Genomic DNA, 12,803 nt, shown 5'->3' with positions numbered 1-12,803 from the left:
TAATTGAGTATATCTCTTACTTGAACTATCTATTTATTAGAAATCCCATTTATTTGAGGATTGTTTTTAATGAGTTCTTTAAAGGTATTGAGAAGATCCATACTTTGTTTATTTTGTTGTCCATCTTTATGTAAATATGCGCCTATAGTAGCTTTACTAAAACACTCTTTCATTTTTAGAGGCACAATATCAAAGCGAGAGAAATACTCCCTCATCGTAATGGGATAAGGCAAAATAGCATCACTATCTTGTAATAAATCAATGGCGGTTAGTAAAGAATTAGTATTGTAGATAACTTTTTCTTGTAAGTAGTGACGTTTTTGAAAAGAATTGAGCTCAGCATTTTGTTTTTGAACTAAATGTGAAAAACGTTTTTTAGCAGCGCCTAAATCAACTGATGGAAAACGAGCAATATCTTCATTACTGCAAGTTATTTCTAGTAAAGGATGCCCTTTTCTTACATAAACCTCTTCGCTACAACGGAACAGAGGGTGAAATAGAATATCTTCATATTGTGCTAGACCTAATATTTCATGACCCACGAAGATGCTGATCTCATCACTGAGTAAAAGGTTCATTAATTGTAGGTGATTACCAACGTCAATTGAGATATTACTATGAGGATAGGTATCTTTAAATTCCTGAACATAATCGCGAATAAATAGTTGCCACCATGCATCACCGCAACCTATTTTTAATTCGGTCTGATGCCTTAGTTTATTTTGTTCTAATTTGTTGAGGGTGTTTTCATAGAGGTTTTGCATCATTTTGGCTTGTTCATAAAGTAACTCTCCGCTAGAGGTTAGCGTGATCCCTTTAGAGTTACGGTTAAACAATTTACTGCCCAATTTTTCTTCTAACTTCTGCATGTTATGGCTTAAGGTTGGCTGGCTTAAGCAGAGATTATTTGCCGCTTGGGTTACGTTTTGAGTTTTAGCTACTTGAATGAATTGAATCATTAATTTAAACATAATAGCTCTTTACTTAAATAAGAAAGAGCTATTTTATGTTGCTTACAGTCTAATTTCTAGTGGTTACTACTCGTTTTGATACATAGCGAAGCCAAACGATGGCAATGTTATTGTTTTTTCTAATTTACAAGTCACTTCATTATAAATATCAATAACATTATGGTTTGCCAATGTATTAGGAAGGGGCAGATTTACCGTACTCGCACTGTTATTGATAACAATAGTAATGCACTCATCATTTAAGACTTTTTGGTAGATAAGGCATTGCTGCTCATCATCTGTTGTTAGCCAGTTAATATTATGAGCACGCAATGCAGGGTGTAGCTTACGTAATTTAATGATCTGCATGATGTGCTGTTTCATATTCATATCATGCTGGCTCTCTTCCCAAATCATACACTTACGATTTAATGGGTCTGATCCGCCATCTAAACCTATCTCACTGCCATAATAAATACAGGGTGTGCCACTGTGAGTGAACTGGAATAAATAAGCCAATTTAACTTTTTCTTTATTGCCAGAACAACGGTGAATAATACGAGCGGTATCATGGCTATCTAATAATGAAAATGCCACTTCATTAACCCCAATCGGGTAACTTGCATTAACATCATTTACGGCATATTTGAACTGATTAGCGCTGAGATTTTCATTAGCAAAAAAGCCTATCATGGCATCTGATAATGGATAATTCATTACGGCATCAAATTGGTCACCTGCAAGCCAATTCATCGAGTCATGCCATGCTTCACCTAGAATATAGATCTCGGGTTTTATGGCTTTTAATTCATCTCGGAAGCGTCGCCAGAAACGTTGGTCAACTTCGTTTGCTACGTCTAAGCGCCATGCATCAATATTAAAATCACGAACCCAGTATCGACCGACTTCAAGTAAATATTCCATCACTTCTGGATTTTCGGTATTTAATTTTGGCATGTTCTGCGCAAAGGCAAAAGCGCGGTAGTTGAGATACTCTTTACTGTGTTGATCTTTTTTAGAATCGTCCACGAGTGGGAATTGTTCAATATAGAACCAATCAATGTATTTGGAGTCTTTGCCGTTTTTGATGACATCTTGCCATTGAATAGAATCTGCACCAATATGATTGAATACGGCATCTAGCATGACTTTCATGCCACGTTTATGGGCTTCTTCAATTAAGGTTCTTACGGTATGGTTGTCACCAAAGGCAGGGTCAACTTTTAGATAATCAACAGTATCGTATTTGTGATTAGTCTTGCCTTGAGTTATTGGCGTAAAATACAATCCGGTAATACCGAGATCTTGCAAGTAATCAAGGTGGTCAATTACGCCTTGTAAATCGCCACCAAAAAAACTATTGGTCTTTGGATCTTCTGAGCCCCAAGGAAGTGTATTGTTAGGTGAGATTGATGGATCACCATTGGCAAAGCGTTCAGGGAATATTTGATACCAAATCGTATCTTTTACCCACTCAGGTGGGCTAAATACATCAATAGGGTTCATGTATGGGAAGCAGTAAAAGTTGAGTAATTGACTTAATACTGGATCTGAATCATCTGTGATGGTGAAAATTTGTTTTTCAGTGACAAGTAGTTTTTCGTTCTCTTTGCTCTCTAGAATAAAAGCATAACGAGCACGGAGAAATCGTGGCTGCGCTTCGCAGAACCAGTAATCAAATAATTCTGTTTCACACTCTTTTTTCATGACAAAGTTTTCGCCGCCACTCCAACCCATTGCATCTTCTGCATTGAGGTTGCCGCCACCGCCACCGGATGTCCAATCGTATGGGTCACCAATTCTTAGCGTAGCATTATCGACTTCGCCTTTTGCGGTGCGAATACGTAAGTGAAGTGTATCCTTATCATAAGTATAAGAATAACTTGAATGAGATCTATGATAGATCGCTGCTTTTGTAATCATGATTAATACCGTTTAATGAAAGTACCAACCCGAATAACTATCTGACGTAATAGCCACTCAGGTTGGGATAATACCAATCGTAGTAAATAACTGATCATCCTAGCTGGTTAAAATGCTCGATAACTGTGTTGAAATTTTTGATTGTAGAATAACTACTTATCGAAACTATTTTGTTGAAAAGTGCCGCCTTGTTCTCAAGCATTTTTCCTGCGCTATTTATGTTCACTTACTTACTGTGATTGGTATAATTATTTAAATATGAAATTCTATTTTTGATGCGTTTGTTCGTAATATTTCACGACGCGTAATACTTCACTGACGCTCCACGCTTGCGCGAAACAACCACGAGATTGACTTGGTGCATAGCCATCATAGATTTCAGCGAGTTGACCAATACAACCTTCATAAAGACCGTCTTGGTTATGTTCAATAAATTGTTCAACAATACGTGTTAAATCAGTATCGTGTGGGAATTGACGCAATATACCCATTAAGAATTGACCAATCATAAAACCCCAAACGGTGCCTTGGTGATAAGCCATATCACGGTCAAAATGAGAGCCAGTGCATACGTTTTTAAATTCAGGATCATCCATAGATAGAGATCGTAAACCTAGTGGTGAATACAGCTCTTTGTAGATGGTTAGAATGACAGAACGGGCCCTTTCTTGACTTAATATTGGGAAAGGAAGGCCAACCGCATAAGCTTGGTTTGGACGGATTTGTTGGTTTATTTCACCCTCTTTAATCCAATCATTTAGATAGCCAGCATCGTTGTAGAATTCTTGATTAAATGTTGCTTTCACTTGCTCTACTAGTGCTGGTAGCTCTGGCATCGATTTATTCAATTTTTGATTGAAGAAATCTAAAATTGAAAGTGAATTAAACCACAGTGCATTGATCTCTACTGCACAACCATGTCTTGGGGTTGGTACGATATCGCCATAACGAATGTCCATCCAAGTAAGCTGATCAAAACCGCTGCCGCCACTGATTAAGCCATTATCAAGCATCTTGATTTCAAAATCAGTGCCGTTTCGATAATGCTGATAGATGTTCATCATACACTCGTACGCTTCGTCACGAATGAATTCTAAATCACCACTAGCTTGGTAGTATTCATATAGGCTAACAATAAACAACAGCGATGCATCAATGGTGTTATACATTGGCTCAACCCCAGCTTCAGGGAAGAGATTTGGTAGCACACCACGTTGTTCATAACGGATAAATGTGCGGAAGATTTGCCTTGCATCTTCAAACTGATTGGTTGATAAATTACAGCCCCAAAGCGCAATCATGGTATCGCGACCCCAATCGGCAAAAAATGGGTAACCTGCAATAATAGATTTCGATTCGGTAGAGTCACGATCAACAACAAATTGTTCACTGGCTCGAACTAATTGCTGACCAAATATGCTCTTTAGTTTAGCTTGACCAATATAGGCTTTTTGGCGTTCAATTTCAGTGTTGATCATAACATCAACGGATTGTGTCGGTAGCGAGGTTGCACGTTTTTCTTCAGCCTCAAAGAGAACGTAAAATTGCTCATTGGTTTCAGTGCCAACGAACGCAATAGTATGAAGCGCCATTTGTGCATCAGTAGCAGGGCGACCATCTCGTGCATCATAAGAGAAATAAAGCCCTGATTCATAGCGAGGCGTGTCTAGTGCTGAGTTTGCACCATTATGACGATATGTTAGGTGCTGACCATTACTACTGATCTTTCCTTCATTATGTGAAAACACTTGTTCTCTTGATAGATTTTGTCCTTTTGAACAGAACTGATATTTTGGCGTCACATGCAGAGTAAATGCTTGTTGTAGTGGGTTAAACACATGATATTTTACTGCAAGGCGGTTAACCCCTTGTTCCATAACAATGGTTTTTGTAATTTCAATCCCACGGATACGATAAGTAAAAGTTGGAAGGTAAGTTTGAGTGAAATTATCAAATAATAGAGTTGAATCAACCGTGTCATATGGATTTACATTGGCCTGTGATGACAATGGATAAGACTCTCCACTTGCTAAGGTAATACGGTCATCCAAATGGCGAACAAAACTGAAACGATTGTTTGGCGCAACAAGGCTTGCCATAAACAACGCATGATCACTTCGGCTACAAGAGCCAGCAAGGGTAAGAGAAGAATAACCACCTAATCCATTAGTTAGTAGGTAATTTGATTCTTCAAGGCGATTCATATCGCGAAAATTAGCTTTAGAAAGAGAGATTTTCATGTGAACCTTACAATTAAATGTCAAATGTTGGTCTGTATTTACACGGCTTTTAATTGAGTGTAAATTTAACAGGGGACTATATAGTTAGCTTTTTATTTCGTTATAAACAAGTAACAGCTTTTGTACTTCCCCTTGGGTATACGCGAGATCTTTGCTCTCTTCGTATCCCCAAAGAGGTGTTATTTTTACATCATCTTTAGTAGGGATAACTTTAATCGCAACAATGCGTTCTTGTTCGTTATCTGAGATAAAAAATAGATACGGCTGGGGTTGCTTAAGTAAAGCGTTGTATTGGGATGGGGTGGTATAAACGGCATTTACAGCTTTGACGTTTTTTGAGCCATAAAAGCGTTGAGCCTCAGCTAATACAGGAAGTGCCATCTCTTGTAATTGCTCGTAGCTGCTCTCTACATGAAAAGAGCCACAATTACTTGGGATCTGCTCACGCAGGGTGTTGTATTCGGTATTAATGGTTTCTAGAGGAAGCGTTAGGTAACTGTTTTCAAAACGCTTAGCAGAAAGAAATAGGGCATCATTATTTACACATTGTGCAAAGTGATTTTGTTGTTCAGAAAAGGTTGAATAGTCGAATGTTGGCTTAGGAAGGCTACTGTATGCAATGATGAAACCAGTAATAAAAATAACGACAGCAACAGCAATATGAAGCATGTAGTCGTGAATGCGTTGAAGTTGGCCGCGAAAATTCAAAGTGTAACTCCTCTATTATCAATACCAGTTCTGTAATGGTTTGTTTTTATTATGCTATTACCCTCTTAATTAAAGAGGGTAATGAGCTATTTTGTTAGAAACTTGTTTTGAGATTATTTGTTAAACTCAGCTGATTTTATTGAGTATTTGATGGACTCTTCTGTCTCAGTATCAAAGAAATGCAGCTTGGTATTGTCGAGAACTAAGGTGATTTTTTCATCAATATCAACATCTGGTTCACCAGTGCCTAAAGTACCAACAAACATGTTCATTGGAGAGGCATTAAAGAACACGTTGATCGCATCACCTAAGTATTCGCTGTTAAGTGCGGTGACTTCAAAACAACAATCAGGGAACGCATCGCGGTATTTCTTGCCAGAACGAATGGCACTAGAGCGAGCGCCTAACGTAACTGATTTACCGTTATAGCCTGCGTCATTTAAGATTTTTTGATCACTCTCATTTAAGGTAATAGTAAAAGAGTGGCACATGAACTGGCCGCCTTCGTAGGTTCCCTCAATCAAATTCATTGATGGCATACCCATAAAAGTAGCGACAAAACAGTTTTTAGGATTAGTAAATAACTCTTTTGGCGAGCCAATTTGTTGAACCTCACCCATCGACATTAATACGATACGATCCGCCATGGTCATTGCTTCGACTTGATCATGGGTTACATAAATGGTGATTGCGCCCTTAGCTCTGTGCATGCGAGAGATTTCAGTACGTGTTGTAGTACGTAATTTCGCATCCAAGTTACTTAATGGTTCATCCATTAGGTACAATTTAGGCGTACGAACCATGGCACGGCCTAAAGCCACACGTTGACGTTGGCCGCCTGAAAGTTCTTTAGGCTTACGCTCAAGATATTCCTTTAAGAACAGATCTTCAGCAATGTTATCAACAGACTCCTTAATTTCGTCACTTGGGTAATTACGCAGCTTTAAGCCATAACCAACGTTATCTCGAACTGACATGTGTGGATAAAGCGCATAACTTTGGAATACCATCGCAATATCACGATCTTTTGAGCTGACATCGTTTACGACTTCACCGTCAATAATGAATTCGCCGTCAGTAATATCTTCTAATCCTGCAATCATTCGTAAAGTGGTTGATTTACCACAACCCGATGGACCAACTAAGACAATAAATTCGCCTTCTTCAATATCGAGATTAAAATCACGTACTGAACAGGTATCAGCATTTGGATATTTTTTATTGATGTTTCTTAATGAAATCTTGCTCATTAGCCTTTTACTCCACCAGACGTTAAGCCGCCCACGATATAATCTTGAAATTTATAGAACACAATAACAGGCGGAATTGCTGCTAAGACCGCGCCTGCTGCGAATACGTTGTAGCTAGATTCTTTGATATTGTTTATAAGACCCATAAGGCCTACTGCTAATGTTTTCGCCTCTGAATCCATGCTTGCAATCAGGAATTTTGGCATGATGATGTCGCCAATTGGGCCTAAGAAACAGAAGATAGCGATAACCATGATCATCGGTTTTACTAATGGCAGCAGTATTTCTTTAAAGATCTGCATTTGTGTTGCACCATCAATCTTGGCTGATTCATCTAATGCACGAGGGATAGAATCGTAGTAACCCTTCATTAAAATCGTATTCATTGTGATACCACCTGTTGTATAGATGAGGATCATAAAGATATACGTATAAAGTGTGGCATTAGCAGAGCTGTAAATACCGATAGAGTTCGCAATCGCATACAGAGCAATTAAGCCACTGCCTGATGGAATGATTTGAATGATCAGTAATGACATTAATGCACTCTTACGAGATTGGTAACGATAACGAGAGTAAACAAACCCCGAAATAGTTACGATAAACGTAGAGAGGATCATAGTGATTATTGACACTAAGAAGGTATTTCGGTACCAACTTAAATAAGGCGTATTATTGAAAAGTTGAACAAAGTTTTCCGTTAGACTGAAATTTTCAGGGAAAAATGAGGTTGAATACAGTGAATTACTGACATTAAACGCACTCATTAAGGTAACTAAGATTGGGTAAAGAATGATCACAGCCATCGAGATCAGAAACGCATAACAACAAGCCACACCCATGTTCTTCGTGATGATATGACGATTAAAACGTTTCGCTTTGGTTTGGCGTGCTAAAGGGATTGCTTTGTCCATTACATGACCTCCTCATTTTTAAAGGCACCAGCTTTAAGCCATGAATACAAGACTACGGCACCAACAATAGTACTGGTGATTAAGGTATATACCGCCGCTTCGTTGTATTTAGCATCCATCATTAAGCGGAAACCAAGAGATGAAATCGTATCGAGTGGTTTGTAGATTGACCCTACGGTTTGAACCGTTGCTTCACCCAACATATAAACGATGGTGACGTTATTAAAATTGAAGGTAAATTGGGTAATAAATACTGGAGCGACACTAATTAATATTAAAGGTAATGTAATATCGAAGAAGTTGGTCCATGCGTTACCGCCGTCAATCGCACTGGCTTCATACAAGTCATCAGGAATGGTTTGTAGTACGCCCGTGACCAAGATAAATACGTAAGGGAAGCCTAACCATGCTTGAATTAAGATGATGGTGATTTTGGCGTAATCTGCGTTTAGGAAGAAGCCAATAGCTGTGCTTACATCGTATTCGTTACCTGTGAAAAACGGGATAACCATGGTGTTCATGCCGCCAATCTTTGAGAAGAAAAGTTGGAAAACAAGAATGGTTAAAAAAGCAGGAACTGCCCAAGGTAAAATATACACAGTACGGAAGAATTTTTTCCCTCTGATGTGTTTATTGTTTGCTACAACGGCAAGGACTGTACCTAGAACAATCGTCAGGGCAGAAGCACAGAAAGTCCAAGTTAATGTCCATGACAAGGTTTCTTGGAATGCAGCAGCTGTACGTTCGTTCGTGAACAAACGCTCAAAGTTAGTGAAGCCTTTCCACTCAATTAGAAATGCTGGTGGTAAGACGGGACGTTTAAAGTTAGTAAAAGCAACGACAATGGAAACGATTGCTGGTAATAAAGCAAATACAAACAGTAATATGAATTTAGGTGCTGTAATTAGATTCGGTACGATTTCGTGTGATAATCCACGTACTTTTTCTGTAAACGTAATTGCAAAACCAGTTTCATCTATTTGTCGTTTAACGTCTTTTGCATCACGAGCGAAAGCGTAGTGCAGTGCAAAAAAGACCAAAATCATCATTGCGCCAACGGTTGAACCAACCATGATAAGAAATGAATCATCAACAAAGCGCTCAGCACCAATGGTGATTTTTCCATTGGGTTGTTCGACAGCTAACAGACGAAAATTTGGAAGGGTGAATTGAATAAAAACCAATATCTCTAAAGCCAGTATTGAGAACCCGAATAAAGCTTCTCTTGTTCGGCGCAATAGAAGGTGCCCACTGCCCGGTATAAGCATAGAGAGCCAGAATACAAACTGTTGACTCATGTAAATAACCTACTTATTTATTAGTGTTGTGTAGATACGTCATGTCTTTGTATTGCACAGTGCCATTATTAAGCACTGTGCAGTTAAGTGAAGAAGGTGTAAATATTGATTACATATCTTCGATATCAATTTCGATAGTATCAACGGCTGCATCTAGTACCGCTTTTACATCTTGACCTTGTGCAATTTGTGCAAGACCCGTTTTCATTGGTCCCCAAACCTTCATGAATTCTGGGATACTTGGCATAGGTTGGCCAATGTTTGTCGCATCAAAGATAGCTTTGTGTAGTGAACCTTCTTTGTAGCTTACAGATAGGCTAGGTGATACTTCGCGAGTTTCTGCATACCATTTGTTTGCATTTTCAGGTGTAGCAAGGAATTTGATGAATGCGCGAGCACCTTCTTTATTATCGCTATAGCCGTTAACTGTCATCCCTTTTGTGCCTGTTAGCGCTTTATATGGATGGCTGCCATCCCAGCTTGGGATTGGTGCAGCACCAACGTTAATACCTGCTTTTTCAATGTCAGCAATTGCCCATGGACCGTTGATGATTGCTTTTAGCTTACCTTCCATGAAGTACTTCATCATGATGTCATAAGCAACGGTATCATCTTGCATTAGTGTCCAGTGGCTCACTCCACTTTTATATAAACCTTGAGCAGCCAAACCTGCTTTAATTGAATCAGGTGTGTTTAGGCCAATATCTTGAGGATTGTGGTCTTTAAAAATGTAGCCGCCATTAGACATAAATAGGCCGCCAGTGAAATAGAAATCAGTAAATTTAGCAGCCCACTCTGAAGGTGGGATCTCTTTCAGTGTTTTTGGTGCTTCTTTTAGCATGTCTTTGTTGTACAAGAATAGTGTTGTATCTGTAGACATTGGTAGCATATAAGCTTGATTATTGTAAGTTGATGCGTTAGTTGCTGCATCGGTATAACCATTAACAGTAAAGTTGGTTGGAGCGATTAAATGTTGGTCCGCTAGTTCACCAATACGGTCATTTGGGATCATGAAAATATCAGCAATATTGCCTTTTTGAGTCGGTAGGGCAGCCAGTAAATCAAACATACTTGTTGCAGCGACTTCAACTTTAAAGTCTTTACCTTTGTTGAATTGCTCAGCCAGTTCGGTGAAGTAAGGTACATAGCTTTTTTCTACACCGATAACAATATTTTCTGCAGCCATTGCTGTGTTGCTTAGTAGTAGGGCTGCTGAAACGGCAAGCGATATTTTCTTAATCATTTGATTTTCCTTAATAAGGGATAGAGTTTTAAACCGATAAAATCACGTTGGTATAAATTAATGGTATCAACAGTTTATATAGTTAATTTGGTATCTCTAAAGGTGCTTCCTGCGATACATATTTATCTTGTTATTAGACTAACGTCATTGGATTTATCATAGGCCGTCGGAAAGGGGGCGTGAAATGCAATTTATAAAGGCCAGCCATAGAAAAAAGACATATCACATAGATAAATGTTATCTACCGCAACGATATCCATGGTATTCATGCTCTTTGATAAGTTAAAAATGTGAAATTGGTAACATTTTGTAGGACGAGACGAGGTGAGATAGCAGAAAGTGTAGGGTAAACAAAAGTAATCCAAGATCACAGGTTTACCTAAATAGGTCGCAATAAATGGGAATGTAGAGGGGAATAATAGTTGTTTTTTTGAGGGTAAAAAGGGCGAATTAATCTTTCGCCCTTTTAAATTATTTTAGATTGTTATGAGATTAACTCTTTTCTTTAATGGCCTTAATGAGCACTGATGTATCCATTCGACCTAAGCCTTGTTCTTGTAGGCTTTGGTATTCTTGGTCTACTTCTTCGGTTAATGGTAATCTAACACCATTGGCTTTCGCTTCATCCAAGCAAATACCTAGATCTTTCCGCATCCAATCAATAGCAAAACCAAAATCAAATTTATCTTGTGCCATCGTACTTGCACGGTTCTCCATCTGCCATGAACCCGCAGCTCCGTGTTTTAGTGTATCAACCACAAGATCGATATCTAGATTTGATTTTTCAGCTAAGATAAGAGCTTCACTTAAGCCTTTTAATACACCAGCAATACAGATTTGGTTTGCCATTTTACAGCGTTGACCTTGGCCGTTTTCACCAAGAAGAGTAATTGCTTTTGCAAAGCTTTGAATTACAGGTTTAGCGGTATTGAAGGCAGTTTCATTGCCACCACACATTACGGTTAATACACCGTTTTCAGCACCGGCTTGACCACCAGAAACAGGAGCATCAATAAATTGATTGCCTTGTGCTTCACATGCTTTTGCTAGTTCAATTGCTAAAGTTGCAGATGTGGTGGTGTTATCGACTAAGATTGCACCTGGTTTTAAGTTAGCAAGAACCCCATCTTCACCATAAATAACACTGCGAACATCGTCATCATTGCCGACGCAAACAAAGACGATGTCAGAGCCTTCAGCTGCTTCGCGAGGAGTTGAAGCAAATTGACCTTTATATTCAGCAGCCCATTGCTTTGCTTTAGCTTCTGTACGGTTATAAACCGTTGTTGAGAAACCGGCATTTTGCAGATGGCGAGCCATTGGGTAGCCCATCACACCTAAGCCGATGAAGCTAACATTAGTGATTTCCATGTCATTCCTTATTTATGTGCTGTTGTTATTGATGATTAAAACACAGCTTGTAACAATTTGACATAGATCAATATTGAGATTTATTAATAGGTAATGATGAAATTAATTAATGTTGATATTTAATCAAGCAATCTCACATCAAAGTCCTCAAGATTAAGAGATAAATTTACCTTAGTTGCTTGTTCATAAACACGGGTTATGTTTTTTTGTACATCAGTAATGGTGAGTGTGTTGTTATCTAAATTAAATACCTGTTTTTGTGTAGAGTAATAGAAAGCAAGGATTAACAGGGAATCATGATCATTTTTTTCTGCTTTGGCATTAATTTGTGCGATCTTTCGATAAATACGGTTATGGATTTGTTTGAGCCTCCATACATACATGATCTCATTAAAATAAGAATGGTTTTTAATTTTACTTACCATAAAAGCACAAGTTATGACCGCGAAAATAACACCGATCATGTTCAGGTGGAAATTGCCAGTAGATCCTGATTCTGTAACACTTTGTGAGCCAAATAGTGCAATCAATATTGAACCAAATAGCAGAGATAAAACAGCAAGAAAACCAACAAAACAAACCATAACAAGGTTGGTTTTTCTACGGTATGTTTCTTTGTCTATATCAATAATTGTCATTTTTTCTTCATATTCCTTATTTATATTCTGTGAGTATTCTTAATGTGTTTTTAGTTATTAGTCTATGACGAATGCCTCATAAATTACTAAAAATACATTTTTTTACTTACTTATACCCATAAATGTTGAAACTTTTAAAAAAGGCAAAAAGTTCAAAATTTATATGAGACTCACATCTCATTTATCTGCTTCTATACTTTTCATTTTACACAAGAAGTAGATATTAACCTGGTTAATGATAATTGAATAATTATACTAATTTAAAATA

At 38.1% G+C, this 12,803-nt stretch carries 10 protein-coding genes; all 10 read right to left on the bottom strand.

Annotation, left to right across the window (positions count from 1 at the left end):
* Positions 1 to 29 precede the first annotated feature (29 nt).
* A complete protein-coding gene (locus ACU5DF_RS04280; protein WP_045103577.1) occupies positions 30 to 971 on the bottom strand; it encodes a LysR family transcriptional regulator in 942 nt (313 codons plus the stop codon).
* Positions 972 to 1,037: 66 nt separating this feature from the next.
* Complete coding sequence (locus tag ACU5DF_RS04275) at positions 1,038 to 2,873, bottom strand: glycoside hydrolase family 13 protein (RefSeq protein ID WP_446711913.1); 1,836 nt, start codon at positions 2,871 to 2,873, stop codon at positions 1,038 to 1,040.
* A 266-nt stretch (positions 2,874 to 3,139) separates the two neighbouring features.
* Positions 3,140 to 5,113, bottom strand: a complete 1,974-nt coding sequence (locus ACU5DF_RS04270) for an amylo-alpha-1,6-glucosidase (RefSeq protein WP_446711912.1) — start codon at positions 5,111 to 5,113, stop codon at positions 3,140 to 3,142.
* Positions 5,114 to 5,197: 84 nt separating this feature from the next.
* The gene (locus tag ACU5DF_RS04265; RefSeq protein ID WP_446711911.1) at positions 5,198 to 5,821 is read right to left on the bottom strand and encodes a hypothetical protein; all 624 of its coding nucleotides are present in this window, start codon (positions 5,819 to 5,821) and stop codon (positions 5,198 to 5,200) included.
* Between the two features lie 113 nt (positions 5,822 to 5,934).
* Positions 5,935 to 7,071, bottom strand: coding sequence for an ABC transporter ATP-binding protein (locus ACU5DF_RS04260; protein WP_446711910.1), 1,137 nt, complete (start codon positions 7,069 to 7,071; stop codon positions 5,935 to 5,937).
* A complete protein-coding gene (locus tag ACU5DF_RS04255) occupies positions 7,071 to 7,985 on the bottom strand; it encodes a sugar ABC transporter permease (RefSeq protein ID WP_045103582.1) in 915 nt (304 codons plus the stop codon). The genes ACU5DF_RS04260 and ACU5DF_RS04255 overlap by 1 nt, the downstream gene beginning before the upstream one ends.
* Entirely contained in the window at positions 7,985 to 9,283 is a 1,299-nt protein-coding gene (locus ACU5DF_RS04250) for an ABC transporter permease subunit (RefSeq protein ID WP_045103583.1), read from the bottom strand. Before ACU5DF_RS04250 ends, ACU5DF_RS04255 begins: the two co-directional genes overlap by 1 nt.
* A 109-nt stretch (positions 9,284 to 9,392) precedes the next feature.
* The gene (locus ACU5DF_RS04245; RefSeq protein ID WP_045103584.1) at positions 9,393 to 10,526 is read right to left on the bottom strand and encodes a sugar ABC transporter substrate-binding protein; all 1,134 of its coding nucleotides are present in this window, start codon (positions 10,524 to 10,526) and stop codon (positions 9,393 to 9,395) included.
* A gap of 492 nt (positions 10,527 to 11,018) precedes the next feature.
* Positions 11,019 to 11,897, bottom strand: coding sequence for an NAD(P)-dependent oxidoreductase (locus ACU5DF_RS04240; protein WP_446711909.1), 879 nt, complete (start codon positions 11,895 to 11,897; stop codon positions 11,019 to 11,021).
* 119 nt (positions 11,898 to 12,016) lie between these two features.
* Positions 12,017 to 12,535 (bottom strand): DUF3087 domain-containing protein, encoded by a 519-nt coding sequence (locus tag ACU5DF_RS04235; RefSeq protein WP_446711908.1) that lies wholly within the window; start codon positions 12,533 to 12,535, stop codon positions 12,017 to 12,019.
* Between the last annotated feature and the right edge of the window lie 268 nt (positions 12,536 to 12,803).

The organism is Aliivibrio wodanis, from assembly GCF_052920805.1.
Note: the sequence above shows the minus strand (reverse complement) of the source record. Positions and strands in the feature narration are given on the sequence as shown.